16 protein-coding genes are annotated in these 19,311 nt (G+C 64.1%); 4 read left to right on the top strand and 12 right to left on the bottom strand.

The features are described from left to right. Positions 1–492 precede the first annotated feature (492 nt). A complete protein-coding gene (locus NGM99_RS18205; protein WP_252821578.1) occupies positions 493–2,448 on the top strand; it encodes a M23 family metallopeptidase in 1,956 nt (651 codons plus the stop codon). 24 nt (positions 2,449–2,472) lie between these two features. Here the strand turns inward: NGM99_RS18205 and NGM99_RS18200 are convergent, their stop codons facing one another. The 7 genes from NGM99_RS18200 to NGM99_RS18170 form a co-directional block, all read right to left on the bottom strand. Next, positions 2,473–3,912 carry a L,D-transpeptidase family protein gene (locus NGM99_RS18200; RefSeq protein WP_252821521.1) on the bottom strand — a complete coding sequence of 480 codons (1,440 nt, stop codon included), beginning with the start codon at positions 3,910–3,912 and terminating at the stop codon, positions 2,473–2,475. A 161-nt stretch (positions 3,913–4,073) separates the two neighbouring features. Then, positions 4,074–6,695 (bottom strand): ATP-dependent chaperone ClpB, encoded by a 2,622-nt coding sequence (clpB, locus tag NGM99_RS18195; protein ID WP_252821518.1) that lies wholly within the window; start codon positions 6,693–6,695, stop codon positions 4,074–4,076. 354 nt (positions 6,696–7,049) lie between these two features. Continuing rightward, a complete protein-coding gene (locus tag NGM99_RS18190) occupies positions 7,050–8,132 on the bottom strand; it encodes a DUF4167 domain-containing protein (RefSeq protein ID WP_252821516.1) in 1,083 nt (360 codons plus the stop codon). 428 nt (positions 8,133–8,560) lie between these two features. Beyond that, a complete protein-coding gene (gene prmC / locus NGM99_RS18185; protein ID WP_252821515.1) occupies positions 8,561–9,412 on the bottom strand; it encodes a peptide chain release factor N(5)-glutamine methyltransferase in 852 nt (283 codons plus the stop codon). Further along, positions 9,405–10,460: a peptide chain release factor 1 gene (gene prfA / locus NGM99_RS18180; RefSeq protein ID WP_252821577.1), complete on the bottom strand. Its 1,056-nt coding sequence runs from the start codon at positions 10,458–10,460 to the stop codon at positions 9,405–9,407. Before prfA ends, prmC begins: the two co-directional genes overlap by 8 nt. Positions 10,461–10,492: 32 nt before the next feature. Next, complete coding sequence (gene ptsP, locus NGM99_RS18175) at positions 10,493–12,763, bottom strand: phosphoenolpyruvate--protein phosphotransferase (protein ID WP_252821513.1); 2,271 nt, start codon at positions 12,761–12,763, stop codon at positions 10,493–10,495. Positions 12,764–12,836: 73 nt separating this feature from the next. After that, the gene (locus tag NGM99_RS18170; RefSeq protein WP_252821511.1) at positions 12,837–14,090 is read right to left on the bottom strand and encodes an aspartate kinase; all 1,254 of its coding nucleotides are present in this window, start codon (positions 14,088–14,090) and stop codon (positions 12,837–12,839) included. 141 nt (positions 14,091–14,231) lie between these two features. Between NGM99_RS18170 and NGM99_RS18165 the strand changes: the two genes are divergently transcribed. Beyond that, the gene (locus NGM99_RS18165; protein ID WP_252821509.1) at positions 14,232–14,957 is read left to right on the top strand and encodes a gamma-glutamylcyclotransferase; all 726 of its coding nucleotides are present in this window, start codon (positions 14,232–14,234) and stop codon (positions 14,955–14,957) included. A gap of 50 nt (positions 14,958–15,007) precedes the next feature. Continuing rightward, positions 15,008–15,757: a bifunctional 2-polyprenyl-6-hydroxyphenol methylase/3-demethylubiquinol 3-O-methyltransferase UbiG gene (ubiG, locus tag NGM99_RS18160; RefSeq protein WP_252821507.1), complete on the top strand. Its 750-nt coding sequence runs from the start codon at positions 15,008–15,010 to the stop codon at positions 15,755–15,757. On the opposite strand, the gene NGM99_RS18155 is transcribed toward ubiG, so the two are convergent. The 4 genes from NGM99_RS18155 to NGM99_RS18140 are packed head-to-tail and all read right to left on the bottom strand — an operon-like array spanning position 15,754 to position 18,075. Continuing rightward, positions 15,754–16,179 (bottom strand): DUF1178 family protein, encoded by a 426-nt coding sequence (locus NGM99_RS18155; protein WP_252821505.1) that lies wholly within the window; start codon positions 16,177–16,179, stop codon positions 15,754–15,756. The two genes, ubiG and NGM99_RS18155, sit on opposite strands and share 4 nt — an antisense overlap. Then, the gene (locus NGM99_RS18150) at positions 16,176–17,033 is read right to left on the bottom strand and encodes a carbon-nitrogen hydrolase family protein (protein WP_252821503.1); all 858 of its coding nucleotides are present in this window, start codon (positions 17,031–17,033) and stop codon (positions 16,176–16,178) included. Before NGM99_RS18150 ends, NGM99_RS18155 begins: the two co-directional genes overlap by 4 nt. Next, a complete protein-coding gene (grxC, locus tag NGM99_RS18145; RefSeq protein ID WP_252821575.1) occupies positions 17,033–17,299 on the bottom strand; it encodes a glutaredoxin 3 in 267 nt (88 codons plus the stop codon). Before grxC ends, NGM99_RS18150 begins: the two co-directional genes overlap by 1 nt. 23 nt (positions 17,300–17,322) lie before the next feature. Further along, entirely contained in the window at positions 17,323–18,075 is a 753-nt protein-coding gene (locus NGM99_RS18140) for a ComF family protein (RefSeq protein WP_252821573.1), read from the bottom strand. A 147-nt stretch (positions 18,076–18,222) separates the two neighbouring features. Between NGM99_RS18140 and NGM99_RS18135 the strand changes: the two genes are divergently transcribed. Then, complete coding sequence (locus tag NGM99_RS18135; RefSeq protein ID WP_252821502.1) at positions 18,223–19,083, top strand: methyltransferase domain-containing protein; 861 nt, start codon at positions 18,223–18,225, stop codon at positions 19,081–19,083. 2 nt (positions 19,084–19,085) lie between these two features. Here the strand turns inward: NGM99_RS18135 and NGM99_RS18130 are convergent, their stop codons facing one another. Further along, complete coding sequence (locus tag NGM99_RS18130) at positions 19,086–19,262, bottom strand: Flp family type IVb pilin (RefSeq protein WP_252821500.1); 177 nt, start codon at positions 19,260–19,262, stop codon at positions 19,086–19,088. Positions 19,263–19,311: the final 49 nt, after the last annotated feature.

The following is a 19,311-nucleotide window of genomic DNA, read 5'->3' as shown; positions in this document are numbered from 1 at the left end:
AGTGTCGCTCACGCGGCTCTCAAGAAACACCAGAGGCTAACTCCTCAGAGCCAGTCAGCAAAGTCAGAGGCAAAACCCCGTCCCCGCCAGCGGCGTACCGCCCTCGTTGATGAGGCGTATATACGAGCGAGTGCCTCGAACTGTCAACACGGGTGGATGAAGTTTTTTCGATTTTTTTCTGACGGTCTCAACTGCCGTATGGGCATCAGATAGTTAGCTCGGATCGGTCTTTCAACCGGTCGCTTCTTGTCCCCTCCCCTTTCCTTTCACGGCCCTCCGAGCCGCAATGCAGCCCTATTCGGTGAGCATGGTCCACCCCATTCGGACCGGTGCTTTTTCGGCTCTCTATATATGAGCACGCAAATCGCCGGTTTGACTCGACCATCATCGGCAGGCACAAAGCCGGTGTGGGGATCAAACTGAACTGCGTTCGAGTTGCGAGACGGATAGGCATCCGTGTCGCGCGTTTTCCGGGGAAGTCTCGCCTTTTCGATGCATGACGTCGACCCAGCCATAGCCGAGCTCGGCAACGAGCCGCCGCTGAGTGCGGATGCCGGTCGCAAGGGTCCGCCGGACCGGCGCGAGGTTTCCCTGCGCTGGCTTGCCGGCACCTTTCTCACAGGGCTGACATCCAGCGTGCTGATGGGCATGGCTCTCTTCGCGGCACTCGATGGCCGCGAGAAGATCGCGACCCCTCCTGAAGTTGCGGACATCACCGGCGAAGCAGGTGCCGGTTCCGGCCAGGATGCGAAGGCAGCCCGCCTCGTCGCCCCCAAAGTTATTGCCCGCGCGCGCGACAAGCGCCGCATGGAGGTTTCCACTGTCAGCCGCGAAGGCGACCGCGAGATCGTCCGCATGATGCCCTTCGTGGAAGTGAAGATGGCGCTTGCCGCTGGTCACAAGGCGCCGACCGACTACCCCCCTTTCGACCCGCTCGCGGTGTTCTCGGCAGACGGCGCGGACACGGAGGCTCAAACGAACATCGCCTCGACCGGCACGATCTATGGCGCCAAGGTCGAAGGCGAAGTGAGCCTGAAGACCCTCGACTTTCCCATGGACAGCGCGCCCTTCGATGAGAAGAGCGAGCTTTCGGCCGACGAAGTCGAGGTCGTCGTTCGCTCGACATCCGCGGTTCTGACCGAGGGCGACGTCCAGGTGGCCGCCCTTCACTATGTCGATCCGCAGCGCTTCGGCGACGGCATCGAAAGCCAGACGACGGGCACGCCATCCAACGTGCGCATCGTGCCGGAGAATCTCTCCGTCGCCGCCCGCGCCATGCAGGATGACGACTCGCTCTCCTTCGCCGAAGAGATCATCCCCTTCCCGGACGAGCGCGACATGGAGAAGTCTCTCTTCGATTCCGGCTATGGCGGGCCTGATGCGAAAGACATGGCCGCAGCCTTCGCGCGGATCCTCAACTCCCCGGTCCTGAAAGCCGGAAGCGTCCTGCGCCTCGGTCTCGAAGTGCGTGGTGAGGACGCGAAGATCGTTCGCGCCAGCCTTTATGATCGCACCAAGCATATCGTCACCATCGCGCTCAACGATCGCGGGCAATATGTGGCGGCGGCCGAGCCCGAGCCCAATCCGGAACTCTTGACCGCCTTCGATGGCTCGGCGCCTGCGGTTCCGCGTGGCAACATGCCGACCGCCTATGATGCCATCTACCGCGCGGCCTATTCTTATGGAATGTCGCCGGCATTGACCAAGCAACTGGTGAAACTACTGGCGTCGGACGTCGATTTCGAATCGCGCATCAGCCCATCCGACAGCCTCGACGTCTTCTTCTCGCAGCCGGGTGATGACAATCAGATGTCGGACGATTCCGAGCTGCTTTATGTGTCGGCCAATTTTGGCGGCACCACCCGCAACTTCTTCCGCTTCCGCGCCGAGGATGGCTCATCCGACTACTTTGATGAAGAGGGCCGCTCGTCCAAACAGTTTCTGCTTCGCAAACCGGTGCCCAACGGCACGTTCCGCTCGGGCTTCGGCGGTCGGCGCCATCCGATCCTCGGCATCACACGCATGCATACGGGTGTCGATTGGGCGGCGCCGACCGGCACGCCGATTATTGCGGCGGGCGATGGCGTGGTCGAGAAGTCGGGCTGGGCGAGCGGCTATGGCCGGCAGACCATTCTCAAGCACAAGAACGGCTACGAGACCTCGTACAACCACCAGAGTCGTGTCGCCGCAGGCGTCAAGCCGGGAGCAGCGGTCAAGCAGGGTCAGGTGATCGGCTATATCGGCACGACCGGTCTCTCGACCGGACCGCATCTCCATTACGAACTGATCGTCAATGGCACCAAGGTCGATCCGATGCGCGTCCGCCTACCCGGTGGACGCACGCTGGATGGCAAGGAACTGGAAGCGTTCAAGCATGAGCGCGACCGCATTCTGGATCTGCTGAAGGACGAGGATAAGCCGGGCACCAAGGTGGCGGTGAACGGATAACCCTAGGGGGGCTGGCTTGTGCCCCTATTCCACGAACTCCACCGGCACGTCCTTCTTCACCATCTTCGCAAGCTCGGCCGCATCCCAGTTCGTCAAGCGCACGCAACCATGGCTTTCGGCCTTGCCGATGCGTGACGGCTCCGGCGTGCCGTGAATGCCGTAGGTCGGCTTGTCGAGCGCGATCCAGATCGAGCCGACCGGGCCGTTGGGACCGGGCGGGATGCGCAGGATCTTGTCGTTGGCGCCCTGCTGGAAATTGATCTTAGGATTGTAGGTGTATTCCGGATCGAAGGCGATGCGGCTGACCGCATGGATACCGGTGGGCGACGGCGTATCGGGTGAGCCGATAGTGGCGGGGTAGGCCACAAGCAACTGACCGGCCGCATCATAGGCGCGAACCTGCTTCTGCGTCTTGTCGGCAACGATGCGTGCCACGGCACCCGAGCGGTTCTGCCCGACATTCGCAACACGGATGATCGTGCCCGGACGATTGAAGTCGAGCCCGGTATTGATGGCTTTCAGATAAGCCTCGTCCATGTGGAAGCGCTCGGCCAGCGCCTCGGTGACGGAGGTGTAGCTCATGCGCTCGAGCTTGGCCTTCTCGCCATAATCCGCAGGGACCGAGGCAACGTAAGGACCGGCCGCATCTTCCGGCGTGATCGTGTAGGACAGAAACGCATCACCACCCGAAGCAGCCAGCGCCGCCTTGATGCCTGCCGCATCGGTGGAACGAATGCTCTGCCAGTTGATGCTGTTATACGCCGCGAGTGCCTTGTCGACATTGGAGCCGAAGCGACCATCGATCACGCCGGGCGACGCCCCACCGCGATCGAGCAGCACCTGGAGTTCCGCCACATCCTCGCGGGCCCGGTTGGGCGAGAAGGTCTCGATCGTACCGCCGGGCACCACGGGCTCGGATGGCGACGAGGGAACGGACGCCACGCTGTCGTTCGGATCGACCGTGTTCGGCAGACCGCTGTCGGGCTGCGCCTGCTCGGCCGGGCTCGCGGTCAGAACGTCGCCCAGTGCGCGCCGCTGGATGCCCCGGCGGTTGTCAGGCAACTGCGAGGGCAGCGCATAATCACGCCTCTCCGGGATCACCTCTTCGGGATCGACATCGTAGTATGGGTCGTCCTGCGGCAGCGCGACGTAATCGTCGTCGTAGACCGGCTCGCGATCGTAGGCAGAATCGCGGCCAAGCTCGCGACGGCGCATTTCGCGGCGCTCCTCTCCGCGCGTCAGGCGGCGCTCCGCCGGCTCGACCGAGATCACCTCGCCTGTCTGCGCATCGAGCAGGACGCGGCGGCCATACTGGTCGTAGAACACATCGACATCGCCGGCTTGGGCAAGCTGCACGCCGGCTGAGGCACGACGAACGGGCTCTTCGCCAGAGCCGATCGCAGCGAGGGCTGGCGACGCGGAAAGAAAAACAGCCACGGCCAGGATGGGTCGCAGTTCAGGCACTCGAAGGCTCCTTCAACCGAAAACGCGCATTGGAGACGAAGCCACAACGCGCTGCTCCCGAAATTCGCTCCTAATCATTGATTCATGATGAACCGGGCGTGAAAAAGGCCGCGCCGGGGCAATGGCGCGGCCTTCCTGTTTCGGAATGTTTCAGGCGGGCCTTACGCCGCCTGATCCGCATGCACGTCCTCGACCGTGGCAGCATTCGGCCGCGAACGGAAGTTCAGCCGGTCGGAGCTCGTGACGACCTTCACGCGCGAGTTGTCGAGCACGTCGCCCATCAGGATCTTCTCGGCGAGAGGGTCCTGCAGCTCCTTCTGCATCACGCGCTTGAGGGGGCGCGCGCCATAGGCCGGGTCATAACCCTTCTGCGCCAGCCACTCGACCGCGTCGTTGTCGAGATCGAGCGTGATCTTGCGATCCGCCAGCAGGTTCTCCAGCCGCTTGAGCTGGATTTCCACGATCCGTCCCATGTCCTGACGCCGCAGGCGATGGAACAGGATGATCTCGTCCACACGGTTGAGGAACTCGGGCCGGAAGGCCGCGCGCACCACGCCCATCACCTGATCACGCACGCTGTCCACGTCCTCGTTCTCGCCGAGCGACACGAGATATTCCGCGCCGAGATTCGATGTCATGATGATCAGCGTGTTGCGGAAATCGACCGTCCGCCCCTGCCCGTCCGTCAGCCGTCCGTCGTCAAGCACCTGAAGGAGCACGTTGAACACATCCGGATGCGCCTTCTCGATCTCGTCGAACAGCACGACCTGATAAGGCCGGCGCCGCACGGCTTCGGTCAGCGCACCACCTTCTTCATAGCCGACATAGCCGGGAGGCGCGCCGATGAGCCGCGACACCGAGTGCTTTTCCATGAACTCCGACATGTCGAGGCGCACCATCGCCGTCTCGTCGTCGAAGAGAAAGGAAGCGAGCGCCTTGGTGAGCTCCGTCTTGCCAACACCCGTAGGCCCTAGGAACATGAACGAGCCGATCGGCCGGTTCGGGTCCTGCAGCCCGGCACGCGCACGGCGCACGGCCTTCGACACAGCCTGCACCGCCTCGCCCTGGCCGACCACGCGCTGGCCGATCTCGTCTTCCATGCGCAACAGCTTCTCGCGCTGGCCTTCGAGCATCTTGTCCACCGGAATGCCCGTCCAGCGCGACACGATATGCGCCACGTGGTCAGGGGTCACGGTTTCCTCGACCATGCCTGCTCGCTCGCCCTGCGCTTCCGCTTCCGTCAGCTTCTTTTCGAGCTCGGGGATACGGCCATAGGCAAGTTCGCCCGCGCGACCATAGTCGCCCTTGCGCTGTGCGATGGCGAGCTCGTTGCGCGCCTCGTCGAGTTGCCCCTTTAGTTCGGCCGCCAGCCCAAGCTTCTGCTTCTCGGCCTGCCACTTGGCCGTGAGCGCGTCGGACTCTTCCTCGAGCCCGGCCAGCTCTTCCTCGAGCCGGGCGAGGCGATCCTTCGAGGCCTCGTCCTTCTCGACCTTCAGCGCCTCGCGTTCGATCTTGAGCTGCATGATGCGGCGGTCGATCTCGTCCAGCGACTCGGGCTTCGAATCCACCTGCATGCGCAGACGCGAGGCGGCTTCGTCCACGAGGTCGATGGCCTTGTCGGGCAGGAAGCGGTCGGTGATGTAACGGTTCGATAGCGTGGCAGCAGACACGAGCGCCGAATCGGCGATTCGCACCTTGTGATGCTGCTCGTACTTCTCCTTCAGCCCGCGCAGGATCGACACCGTGTCTTCCACCGTCGGCTCGTTGACGAAGACGGGCTGGAAGCGCCGGGCAAGGGCCGGATCCTTTTCGACATGCTTGCGATACTCGTCGAGCGTGGTCGCGCCGACGCAGTGCAGCTCGCCGCGCGCGAGCGCGGGCTTCAACAGGTTCGACGCGTCCATCGCGCCGTCCGCCTTGCCGGCGCCGACCAGCGTGTGCATTTCGTCGATGAAGAGGATGATCTGGCCGTCGGCACCCGTGACCTCCGCCAGAACCGACTTCAGCCGCTCCTCGAACTCGCCACGATATTTCGCACCCGCGATCAGTGCGCCCATGTCGAGCGCCATCAGGCGCTTGTCCTTGAGCGATTCAGGCACGTCGCCATTGACGATGCGTAGCGCCAGGCCTTCGGCGATGGCCGTCTTGCCGACGCCCGGCTCACCGATCAGCACAGGGTTGTTCTTGGTGCGGCGCGACAGGACCTGGATCGTGCGGCGGATTTCGTCGTCGCGGCCGATCACGGGGTCGAGCTTGCCTGCGCGCGCATCGGCCGTCAGGTCGCGCGCATACTTCTTGAGCGCATCGTAGCCCTGCTCGGCGGATGCCGAGTCGGCGGTACGGCCCTTGCGGATTTCGTTGATGGCATTGTTCAATGCCTGCGCGGTCACGCCGGCTTTGGCAAGAATGTCGGAAGTCTTGGCGGACTTCTCGACGGCCAGTGCCGTCAGCAGGCGCTCGACGGTGACAAAGCTGTCACCCGCCTTCTTGGCCAATTCCTCGGCGGTCGTGAAAACCTTGGCGAGCGGCTGCGCCATGTAGAGCTGGCCATTGCCGCCCTCGACGCGTGGCAGAGCGTTCAGCGCCGTTTCGACGCCCAAGCGCACGGCCTTGGCATCACCGCCCGCACGTTCGATCAGGCCGGCCGCCAAGCCTTCCTCATCGTCCACAAGCACTTTCAGGATGTGCTCGGGCGTGAACTGCTGGTGGTTCTGAGAGAGCGCCATGGTCTGCGCCGACTGCAAAAAGCCGCGCACGCGTTCTGAGTATTTTTCCGGGTTCATTTTCGTCTGTCTCCTTCCCCTTCGCAGCCCTTCAGCGGCACCGCGACGGATATTGGTGACGGCCCCCTCGCAATGAGCAGAGCCATTCGGAAGGAGATATGGGGAGACGGGTTTGGGGGCTCAAGATTGGGAAGCGCGGGAATTTTCGGAAGGCCGCGCTCTTCGATGGGGGCCTGAAGGAGCGAGAACCGGAGCGGCAGCAAAGCAAACGGTCACGTCACCCTCTCCTCCTTGTGGGGAACGGTAAGGGGTGGAGGTGACTTGACCAGCGCAGGGACCCGATCATCAAATAGCCCCAAACAAAAAAGGGCGGCCCGAACCGGACCGCCCTTTCTGCAAACCAACTCCCGTCAATCACTCGCCGGCAGCAATTCCTTCAGTTGAACCGGCCTCGCCCGCAGGTGCTTCAGCAGCCTCGGCAACCCGGCGCGGACGACGGCCGCGGCGTGGTGCCGGCGCAGGGGCCTCGCCCTCAGATGCCACGATAGCCTCGACCGGCGCTTCAACCGCCGCAACCGGCTCGGCCGCTGCGACAACTTCCACGGCCTGCGGTTCGGCAGCAACGGGCGCGGCATCACCGTCCGTCTGGACGACATTGTTGCGTTCGCTGAAGCGCGGGCGGCGTTCGCGACGCTGGCGAGGCGCCTCGCGCGGGGCCTCCTGTTCGGCGTTGTAGGCGATCTCCGCCGGAACGCCCTCGATCTCGGGCTGCGGCGCTTCGGCCTGGTTCACCGGCGAGGGCTGAGCCTGAGGCTGTGCGATCTCGCCGCCATTATAGCCATTGCCGTTCTGGCCGTTGTTGTAAGCCTGCCGCTCATGACGCTCGGCATTATTGTTGCGGCGTTCGTAATTATTGCGGTCGCGGCGCGGCTCGCCATCGTTGCGCTCCGGGCGGTCCTGACCGTTGCGGTCGTTGCTGCGGTTCTGACGGTCGCCGAAATTGCGTTGCTCGCCGTTGTTGTCGCGATCCTGACCGTTCCGGTCGAAGCGGTCCCGGTCCTGGCGATCCCGATCCTGGCGATCGTTGCGATATTCGTTGTTGCGCTGCTGATTATTCTGCTGCGGCTGTGGCTGGTAGGGTGCGGGCAGGCCGATGTCGAACTCGTCGCGGTCCTCGTCCAGTTCCTCGTCCGCGTCGTCGCGCTGGCCCTGATTGTGCTGGATCGGCATCTGCGCCTGGGCGGCCGCAATGATGCGGTTGTAATGCTCGGCGTGCTGCAGGTAGTTTTCCGCCATCACGCGGTCACCCGAGCTCGTCGCATCGCGGGCAAGCGTCGTGTACTTCTCGGCGATCTGCTGCGCGGAGCCGCGGATTTTCACATCCGGGCCATTGCTTTCATAGGAGCGCGTGAGAGGGTTGGGGCCCTTTCGGTTGTTGTTATTGTTATTGTTGTTGTTGCGCCCACGCATGCGCCTGTTCTGCTGTTGTGGCCTCATACCGATCTCTTTTGCACCGAAAACTGTTGCAACTTCTGCTGTGTGGGAATTCGCGGCATCCGGCGTTTCAATCGCCAGTCTCATTTCCAATAGACGCCGCATCGCGGGCAGAGCTTGCGCTCGCCACTCGCGTATCGTGTGCCGCACATGTCCCGCCTGTGCTTACAGGTTCGGACATTCGGCCGCCTGGGTCCGCTGATGCGGTCTCACCGCTTGGACCATTCCATCTCGGTTCGCGTTTCTGACCGGTCGTCCCCTACGAGGCGCGCAAGAGGAAGTGTTTCGTCTTCGTTCAAGCAGGATGGCAGCTGTTCAGGAAGCCGAATGTGGTTCCAGAGGGCACTGCCTGCCTCGATCAATCCGGCATCAGGACCCTAGCGGCATTCCCCGCCCATGCCAAGCGATTTTTCCTATTGCCGAACCGGGAGTTACCGAAAAAGGAGCACCCGTTCATTGTTGCCAAAGTCACGAAAGCGACCCGCAGGCTCGAAGCCTTCGGCGACAAACAATGCGGAAACCGCATCGCCCTGCTGCCATCCAATCTCGAGCGCTACCAGACCGTCCTTTTCCAGGTGTCGACGCGCGCCGGTTGCGATCTTTCGATAGGCATCGAGCCCATCCACGCCGCCGTAAAGCGCTCTTGTCGGATCAAAGCGGCGGACCTCATCCACCAACGCTTCCATCTCAGTTCCCGATATATAGGGAGGATTCGTGACGATTAAATGGAAGCAGCCTTCTATTTTTTCCCACCAATCGGAAAGCGTCGGCGCGAAGCGCCCACTCAGGCCCAGCGCTTCGGCATTCGCGGCTGCCGTTTCGAGCGCACCGGGCGCCACATCCACGCCCCAGGCATGCGCTTCCGGCACCTGTGAGAGCAGCGCCAATGCGATGGCGCCCGTCCCCGTGCCGAGGTCGAGAATGCGGCATTCGCCCTCGCGCGCAGCCGTTTCGCGACAGAAAGGCAACACGGCTTCCACAAGCGTTTCCGTGTCCGGCCTCGGCTCCAGCGTCTCTGCAGATAGTTTCAGCGGCAGCCCGAAGAACTCCCGCTCGCCGATGATCCGATGAACCGGCTCACCCCCGGCCCGCCGTTCGACCGCCTGCTCGATGGTCTGCACGATGCGGCCGGCCAATTCGAGCGAAGGCCGCAGGATCGCGTCCTCGCGCGCCGTACCCGAGAAATGCTCGACCAGAATGCGCGCATCGAGCGCGGCACTGCTGACCCCCGCCTCTGAAAGTCGCGTGCGCGCGCCACGCAGCACGCTCTGCAGGTCAGCCATTCTCGCCGAGTTCTGCGAGAAGCCGCGACTGATGATCCTCGGTCAGCGCCGAAACCAGTTCATCGATCTCGCCTTCCATCACCCGGTCGAGCTTGTAGAGCGTCAGGTTGATGCGATGGTCGGTCACGCGGCCTTGCGGAAAATTATAGGTGCGGATGCGCTCGGAGCGATCGCCCGATCCCACCTGCGCACGGCGCGATTCCGAGCGCTCGGCATCGGCCTTCGAGCGCTCCATGTCGAACAAGCGCGAGCGTAGGATCTGCATGGCACGCGCCCGGTTCTGGTGCTGCGACTTCTCCGCCTGCACCACCACGATGCCTGAGGGGATATGCGTGATGCGCACGGCCGAATCCGTGGTGTTCACGTGCTGGCCACCCGCACCCGACGCGCGCATCGTGTCGATGCGGATGTCTTCGGGACGGATCGCGATATCCACTCCCGCCGCTTCCGGCAGCACCGCGACGGTGGCCGCCGATGTATGGATGCGCCCCTGCGTTTCCGTCTGCGGCACACGCTGCACCCGATGCACGCCCGACTCGAATTTGAGATTGGCGAACACGCCCTTGCCCGACACCTGAGCGATCGCTTCCTTGAAGCCGCCGACCTCGCCTTCGCTCAGGGAAACCGTCTCGAAGCGCCAGCCGCGTTCGGCCGCATAACGCTCATACATGCGAAACAGATCGCCTGCGAAAAGGGCTGCCTCGTCGCCGCCAGTGCCGGCGCGGATTTCGAGGATGGCATTCTTCTCGTCCGCCGCATCCTTGGGCAGAAGCAGGATGCGCATTTCGTGGTTGAGCTTCTCGATCCGCTCTTCGAGTGCTGGCCGTTCGGCCTCGGCCAGTTCACGCATCTCGCGGTCGGTGCCGGCATCGTGCAGAAGCGTTTCGAGATCGAGCATCTCACGCTCGGCCGTCTGCAGCGCGCGGATCGTGTCGACCATCGGCTGCAGCTCGGCATATTCGGAAGCCATCTTCACATAGGCATCCGGGTCGGGCCCTGCCGCCATCTGGCGTTCGAGCATGTCGAAGCGCTTGGACAGCTGGTCCATGCGCTCCTTGGGCAGGGCAACGGCGGTCTGGCTCAAAGGGGCACCCCATGCGCCTCGGCAAAGGCCACAAGCTTGGCGCGCATCGGCAGAAGCGCATCGTCGCCGTCGAGCGCCGCATCGAGCTCTTCGCGAAGCGGTTCGAGCGGGAGTTCGCGCAACATCGCCTTCACCGGACCGATCGAGGACGCCGACATCGAGATGGCGCGGAAGCCAACGCCGATCAGCGCCATCGCCGAGATCGGCTTGCCTGCCAATTCACCGCACAAGGTCACCGGCGTGCCGCTGCGCTCGCCGGCCTGCGCGATCTGTCTCAGCACACGCAGGAACGGCACCGAAAGCGGATCGAAACGCGACGACAGCCGGGAATTGCCGCGATCTGCTGCCATCACGAACTGGAACAGGTCGTTCGAGCCCACCGACACGAAATCAACGCGCTTCATCAGCTCGTCCAGCTGCCAGAGGAGCGACGGCACCTCCAGCATCGCGCCGATCTTGAGCGAAGTCGGCAGGAGATGGGCGAAGCGGGCGAGATGGCGCACCTCGCGGTCGATCAACTCACGCGCCTGCGCGATCTCGCCGAGTTCGGTGACCATCGGCAGCATCAACTTCAGCTCGCGCCCACCGGACGCGCGCAAGAGCGCCCGCACCTGCGCGCGCAGAAGTGCCGGACGATCCAGCGTCAACCGGATCGCGCGCCAGCCCAGTGCCGGGTTTTCTTCCTGCGTCGTGGTCTTGAAGTAGGGAAGAACCTTGTCGCCCCCGATATCGATGGTGCGGAAGGTGACCGGCTTGCCGCCCGCCGAATCCAGCACATCGCGGTAAAGCCGCTCCTGCGCTTCGGCGCGCGGGAAGGTCGCGGCCACCATGAACTGCAGCTCGGTGCGGAACAGCCCGATGCCGCTCGCACCCGATTCGGAAAGCTGCGGCAGATCGACGGCCAGACCCGCATTCATCATGAGATCGACCGCAACCCCATCGCGCGTTTCCGATGGCAGCGCCCGTAATTCGCGGTAAAGCTCCTGCCGCCGCGCGCGGAACCGTGCCTTTTCGGCATAAACGGTCTCGACCTCGGGCTGCGGGCGCAGGTGCACCTTGCCCTCGTCACCGTCGATGATCACTGCATCGCCGTTTTCCGCCATGGAAACGGCGCCCTTGACCTGGCCGGCGACGGGGATGCCCATGGCGCGGGCCACGATCACCACATGGCTCGTGACGGCAGCGTCTTCGAGCACGAGCCCGCGCAAACGGTCGCGCGGGTAGTCGAGCAGTTCGGCAGCCCCCATCGAGCGCGCGACGATGATCGCGTCACGCGGCAGCGACTGCGCCATCTCATCCGTGGTGCGGCCGATCAGCTGGCGCAGCAAGCGGTTGGCGAGATCGTCGAAATCGCTCATCCGCTCGCGCAAATACGGGTCGGTCATGTGCAGCATGCGCGCGCGCATGTCGCTCTGCACTTTTTCGACGGCGGCTTCCGCCGTGAGCCCGTTGCGCACGGCCTCTTCCAGCCGGCGCACCCAGCCGCGGTCATTGGCGAACATGCGATAGGCCTCGAGCACCGCGCGGTGCTCGCCCTCGAAGGCGACATCGCGGCGCGACAGCATGTCGTCGATGGAAAGCCGCAGCGAGCCGAGCGCGGAATCGAGCCGCACCAGTTCCTCGTTCGGGTCTTCGGAAAAGAGGTCGGTGACCACCACGCGCGGCTCATGGAGCACGACATGGCCGAGGCCGACGCCTTCGTTGAACGAAACGCCCGAGCAGGAAACCGGCCGCGACAGGTCGAGTTCGAGACCAGGCCGTGTCAGGCGCGCGAGGTCGCCCGCTGCGATCATCTCGGCGATCACCATGGCGATGGTTTCAAGCGCCTCGATCTCGTCGTCCTGATAGAGGCGCTTGGCGCGGTTCTGCACCACGAGCACGCCGAGTGTACGGCCCGCACGCAAGACCGGCACGCCGAGGAAGGAGTTGTAAATCTCCTCACCGGTTTCCGGGAGGTAGGCGAAGGCCGGGTGGCGCTGCGCATCCGACAGGTTCAGCGGCCGGGCGGACGCCGCGATCGTACCCACGAGGCCCTGCCCCAGCGCCAGTTGCGCATGGTGGACGGCGTTCGGGTTCAGACCCTCGGTGGCATAGAGTTCGAGCACCGAATCGGCACGCAGCACGTAGAGCGAGCAGACCTCAGCCACCATATTGGCCGCGATCTCGCGCACGATACGGTCGAGCCGTTCCTGCGGCTCGAGCGCCTCGGCCATCAGCTCGCGCAGACGCTTCAAAAGAGTGCGGGGACCGCCGCCCGTATGAGGCATGGTCAGGTTTCCACTTCCCGAGCCGGGCCCGCTGGGTAACCCCTCCCGGCGAGTTCGGATATTAGAATGTCATTTACTGCTTATCGAGCCCGTAGACCGAATGCAAAGTGCGCACGGCAAGCTCGGTATAGGGCCCGTCGATCAGAATCGAGATCTTGATCTCGGAGGTGGTGATCGCGCGAATATTGATGGAGCGGTCGGCAAGCGCCTTGAAGGCGGTTGCGGCGACACCCGCATGGGAGCGCATACCGATGCCGATCACCGACACCTTGGACATGCCTTCCTCATGCTGGATCACGTCGAAACCCACCGTTTCCTTGGTACGCTCCAGCACGGCCAGTGCTTTCTGCACGTCGCCGGACGGAACCGTAAAGGTCATGTCGGTGCGTGACCCGTCCTCGGAGATGTTCTGGACAATCATGTCCACATTGATGTTGGCTTCGGCGAGCGGGCCGAAGATGCCGGCGGACACGCCGGGGCGATCGGCCACGCGGCGCAAGGAAATCTGCGCCTCGTCCTTGGCATAGGCAATTCCGGTGACGACTTGCGCTTCCACGATCTCATCCTCGTCGCAGATCAGGGTTCCAGGCGGGTTCAGTAGATCGCCCATGCCGGGCGCGTGCGGGTCCTCGAAGGAGGAACGCACGAAAGTGCGGACGCCATGCACCATGGCGAGCTCGACCGAGCGCACCTGCAGCACTTTGGCACCCAGCGAAGCCATTTCCAGCATCTCCTCGAAGGAGATCTTGTTCATGCGCCGCGCCTTGGGCTCGATGCGCGGATCGGTGGTGTAGACGCCATCCACATCCGTGTAGATGTCGCAGCGATCGGCTTTCACCGCAGCGGCGATGGCGACTGCCGACGTATCGGAGCCGCCGCGCCCGAGCGTCGCGATGCGGTTGTCGGGACCAATACCCTGGAACCCCGCGATCACCGCGACCTGTCCTTCGCCGAAGCGGCGGATCAGCTCGGAACCATCGATTTCAGCGATGCGCGCGGCACCATGCGCGTTATCGGTGCGGATCGGAATCTGCCAGCCCTGCCAGGAACGCGCATTCACGCCGATGTTCTGCAAGGCAATGGCCACGAGGCCCGATGTCACCTGCTCGCCGGACGCGACCACGGCATCATATTCGCGCGCGTCGTGCAGGGCGGACGCATCGCGTGTCCAGGCGACCAGTTCGTTGGTCTTGCCCGACATCGCGGACACGACGACGGCGACTTCGTGGCCGGCATCGACCTCGCGTTTGACGTGCTCGGCCACCACGCGAATGCGGGCGATATCGGCCACGGACGTGCCGCCGAACTTCATCACGATGCGCGCCACGACGCTTCCTATCCCTCACCTGACCAAACAAAAGCGCCCCGGCCGGGCCGAGGCGCCAAAATCCGCCGCCTCCATAAGCCAAAGGATGACGGTGAGGCAAGCCGGCTTGCGGAAGAAGCGGGCTTGGGCGAATGAGCCATCATGCCGAGCCCCGCCAACCTCCGTCGAATGCGATTAACCGAGCGCCATGTGGAAGCGCTGCGCCGGCCGATTCCCGATCCCGGCTTCCAGATCTTTCCCGGCATGCGTCCGGCGACGGAAGACGATTACGAGAACCTCGCGGCCGAACTGATTGCCTCCGCGCCAGAGGACGGCTTCTGGGTCTTCGCCTATGGCTCGCTGATCTGGAATCCGGATTTCGAGTTCACCGAAAGCCGTGTCGCGCTGGCACGCGGCTGGCGGCGCATCTTCTGCCTTGGCTGGGACTACCGTTTCCGCGGCAGCCGCGAAACGCCGGGCGTGATGCTCGCGCTCGATCGCGGCGGCTCCTGCCGGGGCGTCGCCTTCCGCCTGCCTCCGGATCGGCTGAAGGAAAATCTTCTGCGCCTGCTGCCGCGCGAGATGAGCATGGTGCCGACAGCCTTTCCGCCGCGCTGGATCACGCTCGACACGAAGGAGGGCCCGCTGACCGCCCTCACCTTCGCGATGAACCGGGCGAGCGGACGCTATATCAGCGGGTTGAGCGACGCCGAGATGGCCGACGTTCTCGCCACCGCCTGCGGCTTCAAGGGCTCCATGGCGGAATATCTACACGCCACCGTCGCCAAGCTCGAAGAGATCGGCATCCACGACCGTTATCTCTGGCGCATGCAGGAACTGGTGGCGATACGCATCGAAGCGGCGCACGGGCCCTTCTCCGAGACTTGACTTCCGGCCCGCGAAGGCGACTTGGGGAAAGCGATACCAAGGAGACCACGATGAGCGAAGCCGCACGGACGACGATCGACAATCAGGAAGTCGAACGCTTCTCGCGGCTGGCCGCTGAATGGTGGAACCCAAAAGGCAAGTTCAAGCCGCTGCACAAGTTCAATCCGGTCCGGCTCGAATATATCCGCAACCAGATCGCCGAACGCTTCGACCGCGACATCCGCGCGCCCCGCCCCTTCGAAGGCCTGCGCCTGCTCGATATCGGCTGCGGCGGTGGCTTGATGAGCGAGCCCATGGCGCGGCTCGGCGCGGAGGTGGTGGGAGCCGATGCCTCGGCCACGAACATCGAGGTCGCGAAACTTCACTCGGCCCAGAGCGGCCTCACGATCGACTACCGCGCGACCACCGCCGAAGCGCTGGCCGACGCCGGCGAAACCTTCGATGTCGTGCTCAATCTCGAAGTGGTCGAGCACGTCTCGGATATCGAGCTCTTCATCGACAAATGTGGGGCGATGGTGCGCCCCGGCGGCATCATGATGGTCGCCACCATCAATCGTACGCTCAAAGCGCTGGGCCTCGCCATCATCGGCGCCGAATACGTCCTGCAATGGCTGCCACGCGGCACGCACCAGTTTTCGAAGCTGGTGAAGCCCGATGAACTCGAAGCCGCGCTGTCGCATGCAGGCCTGCGCACGGTCGAGAAACTGGGCGTCACCTACAACCCGCTCGCCGACCGCTGGGGCCGTTCGAGCGATACGGATGTGAACTACATGGTGCTGGCCGAAAAGCCCGCTCTCTAGTTCCGCTCGTCCGGAAAGGTCGGGATCGGCAGAAAGTCGATGCCGTCCTCGTGGAGGCTCGCCGCCTCCTCCATCGTCGCCTGGCCGAAGATGCCGCGCGCTTCGGTTTCGCCGAAATGGATCTTGCGCGCTTCCTCGGCGAAGCGGTCACCGACATCCTCGGAATTCTCGCGCATCTTCTCGCCGAGCTTCTTCAATTCGCCCATGATGCGCTTCTGCTCGGCGGAAACGGCGAGCGCGATCTTTTCCTGCTTGCGCGAGGTCGAAACCGCCGGCGCCATCAGCGCCTTCGAAACCTTGGGCGAACCGCAGGTTGGGCATTCAACGAGCCCGCGCGCCGCTTGGCTGTCGAAGTCGCCATTGTCGCGGAACCAGCCTTCGAAGCCGTGGCCTTCCGCGCATGAAAGCGCGAACTTGATCACGATGCGGCACCCCTCACCGCTTCGGCGGCGACCTGCTCGAGCGTGAACTCGCGCGCATTCTTTAGGTTCGGGATCTTGGCGCGCGCCGCAGCCGACTGCGCCGGATCGATCTCGGCAACCACCACGCCCGGCTCGTCGCCATCGGCTTCCGCCACCACGCGGCCCCAGGGGTCGATGATCAGCGAATGACCATAGGTCTCGCGACCATCTTCATGCACGCCCCCTTGCGCAGCGGCGATCACCCACGCGCCATTCTCGATGGCGCGCGCGCGCAGGAGCACATGCCAGTGCGCCTCGCCGGTCTGGCGCGTGAAAGCGGCCGGCACCGTCAGCACCTCGGCACCCGCCAGTGCTTCGGCACGGAAAAGCTGGGGGAAGCGCAGATCGTAGCAGATGGCAAAGCCGAATTTCGCCCCTTCGATCTCAGTCACGAGCCCGCAACGGCCCGGCTCATAGGTCGAAGACTCGCGCCAGCTCTCGCCCTTGTCGAGATCGACATCGAACATGTGGATCTTGTCATAGGTCGCAGCGAGCGCCCCATCGGGCGCAAACAGAAAGCCGCGATTGGCGACCTTGCCGTCCGGCCGCGCAATCGCCGTCGAGCCGAGATGGAACCAGACGCCCAGTTCCTGCGCCAGTTCTTTCGCAGCCGCGGCAACAGCGTCGCTTTCCGCCGGCTGCAGAATGGCGCGCAACGCATCGCGGTCGCGCATCAAGGCACCGGTCATTTCAGGCGTTTGCAGATAGCGCGCGCCTTGGGCCTTCGCGTCACGCGCCAGTTCGCGCATGGAGGCGATGTTGCGCGCGGGCTCGGTGCCCGAACGCATCTGCAATGCCGCGGCCTTGAAACCCATCAGGCAAGCGCTCCGGTCTGAAGCAACCCGTCGAGCTTGCCGGCACGGTCGAGCGCGTAAAGGTCGTCACAGCCGCCGACATGCACCTCGCCCACGAAGATTTGTGGAAAGGTCGAGCGGTTGGCGCGCGCGATCATCTCCTGCCGCAGTTCGGGCGAGAAGCTCGCATCGCGTTCGTCATACTCGACACCCTTGCTGTCGAGCAGCTGCTTGGCGCGGGTGCAGTAGCCGCAGCCCAGTCTCGTATAGATCGTCACGTCCGGCATCATGGGCCTCACATCGTTTGCCGTCATATATGCATTCCCTCGTCGGGCAGGAAGTCCCCGTCGAGATCAGCACTTTCGGGCACGACACGGGCGAAGGTCAGCACATCCACATGCGACGCGCCAGCGCGCTTCAGGGCTCGGGCTGCGGCCCCGACGGTCGCACCCGTCGTGTAGACATCGTCCACCACCAGCATGCGCTTGCCCCGAATCCGCGCCTTGAACTTTTCGGGCACGGCAAAGGCAGAGCGCACATTGTCCTCGCGCGCCTTGCGGCGCAGCCCGACCTGCTGCTTGGTCTTCTTCCGCCGCACCAGGACCTCCGGCGCGAACACGACATCCGAACGCCTCGCGATCGCCCGCCCGAGTTCCGCCGACTGGTTGAAGCGGCGGCTGAGAAACCGACGCCAGTGCAAGGGCACGGGTACGAGCATATCGGCTTCGCGCAAGAGTTCGCTTCCAGCACGCAGCATCCAGCCCGCCATCAACGGCGCGAGATCGGTCCGGTCACCATATTTCAGCCCGCGCACCAATTGCCGCGCCGCCCCATCGTAGAGCACGGCGGCCCGCGCCCGGTCGAAATGCGGTGGAAAGGCAATCGCTTCGAGCGACAGGAACCCTTCGCCCATATCGTACTGGAACGGCGTGCCCATCACCGGGCAGAAGGGCACCTCGATGAAGCGCAGGGCCGGCCAGCAATGGGCGCAAAGCGCACCGGGCTCGGCCACGATACGCCTGCACCCGATGCAGGTCGGGGGAAACAACAGGCGCCCGGCCATCGCCGCCGCCGCAGCGGCCAGACGACGCGGTTGCCCGCTCACTCCGAGAAAAGGCTTGAACTCCCCCAAATCCGGCTCCACCTGCCTCTCATCCTTGCTAGCAGAGCAAAGCCGGATCCGGTCAAGGGCCGCAAAGGAACAGTCCACGTGGAAACAGTGTTCGACCTCGACGCGCTCCGGGCGCACAAGCGCCGCGCGCTGAAACAGGCGCAGCCGGGTGCCGATTTCCTGATGGCGCATGCGGCGGAAGAACTCGGCGACCGGCTTGCCACCGTGTCCCGCCGCTTCGACCGTGCCGCCACGATCTTCTGCAACAGCCCCCACGCCGCGCAGGTGCTGCGCGAAAGCGGCAAGGTGGAGGAGGTGATCCGCGTCGAGGCCGACGAAGCGCTGCTGAACGGGGAGCCCGGCATCGTCGCTTTGCCTGAAACCGTTCCCTTCGAGCCGGCGAGCCTCGACCTCGCCGTTTCACTTCTGTCATTGCACGAAGTGAACGACCTGCCCGGCCTGCTGGTCCAGATCCGCCGCGCACTGAAGCCCGATGGCCTTTTCCTCGCCTGCATGGCGGGTGCCGGCACCCTTTCCGAGCTGCGCGAAAGCCTGCTTGCCGCCGAGAGCGAGTTGGGTGGCGTTTCCCCCCGCGTCAGCCCTTTCGTGGAGGTGCGCGATGCGGGCGGCCTTCTCCAGCGCGCCGGCTTTGCGTTGCCCGTGTCCGACGCCGACACGCTGACCGTGCGTTACGATTCGCTTCTGGGTCTCGCCAACGACCTGCGCGCCATGGGCGCTTCCAACGCGCTGGCCGAGCGCTCGCGCCAACCGATGAGCCGCGCGCTGCTTTATCGGGCGGCGCAGATATATGGCGAGCGTTTCGCCGACCCGGATGGCCGTGTGCGCGCGAGCTTCACGCTTCTCTGGATGTCGGGCTGGGCGCCTGCCGCCTCGCAGCCCAAGCCGCTCAAGCCCGGCAGCGCCACGGTCTCGCTCGCAGAGGCACTGGCGAAGAAGTAGCGCTACTGGCTCAGCGCCTGATTGATATGGCTGTTATTGTCTTCGAAAAGCTGCTGGATAGCGTCGCTCGCCTGGCCCACGCCGCCGATGATCACCAGCGACAGCACCGTCAGGATGATGCCGTATTCGACGATCGTAGCGCCCTTTTCGTCGCGGGCGAAGCGCTTCAGAAGCTGCATGGTCTTTGGGCCCTCTGAACGGCACGCATATCAGCCGTTAGAGGAGAAA

Origin of the sequence: Mesorhizobium liriopis (assembly GCF_024053505.1) — a bacterium.
GTDB classification, from domain to species: domain Bacteria; phylum Pseudomonadota; class Alphaproteobacteria; order Rhizobiales; family Rhizobiaceae; genus Mesorhizobium_B; species Mesorhizobium_B liriopis.
Note: the sequence above shows the minus strand (reverse complement) of the source record. Positions and strands in the feature narration are given on the sequence as shown.

Coding starts and splice junctions, on each gene's coding strand:
- ptsP (WP_252821513.1), bottom strand. CDS start 12,763: ATGCCTCATACGGGCGGCGGTCCCCGCACTCTTTTGAAGCGTCTGCGC.
- NGM99_RS18130 (WP_252821500.1), bottom strand. CDS start 19,262: ATGCAGCTTCTGAAGCGCTTCGCCCGCGACGAAAAGGGCGCTACGATC.
- prmC (WP_252821515.1), bottom strand. CDS start 9,412: ATGGCTGACCTGCAGAGCGTGCTGCGTGGCGCGCGCACGCGACTTTCA.
- grxC (WP_252821575.1), bottom strand. CDS start 17,299: ATGCCGGACGTGACGATCTATACGAGACTGGGCTGCGGCTACTGCACC.
- prfA (WP_252821577.1), bottom strand. CDS start 10,460: ATGGACCAGCTGTCCAAGCGCTTCGACATGCTCGAACGCCAGATGGCG.
- NGM99_RS18165 (WP_252821509.1), top strand. CDS start 14,232: ATGCCGAGCCCCGCCAACCTCCGTCGAATGCGATTAACCGAGCGCCAT.
- NGM99_RS18150 (WP_252821503.1), bottom strand. CDS start 17,033: ATGGGTTTCAAGGCCGCGGCATTGCAGATGCGTTCGGGCACCGAGCCC.
- NGM99_RS18205 (WP_252821578.1), top strand. CDS start 493: ATGCATGACGTCGACCCAGCCATAGCCGAGCTCGGCAACGAGCCGCCG.
- clpB (WP_252821518.1), bottom strand. CDS start 6,695: ATGAACCCGGAAAAATACTCAGAACGCGTGCGCGGCTTTTTGCAGTCG.
- NGM99_RS18140 (WP_252821573.1), bottom strand. CDS start 18,075: ATGGCCGGGCGCCTGTTGTTTCCCCCGACCTGCATCGGGTGCAGGCGT.
- NGM99_RS18190 (WP_252821516.1), bottom strand. CDS start 8,132: ATGAGGCCACAACAGCAGAACAGGCGCATGCGTGGGCGCAACAACAAC.
- ubiG (WP_252821507.1), top strand. CDS start 15,008: ATGAGCGAAGCCGCACGGACGACGATCGACAATCAGGAAGTCGAACGC.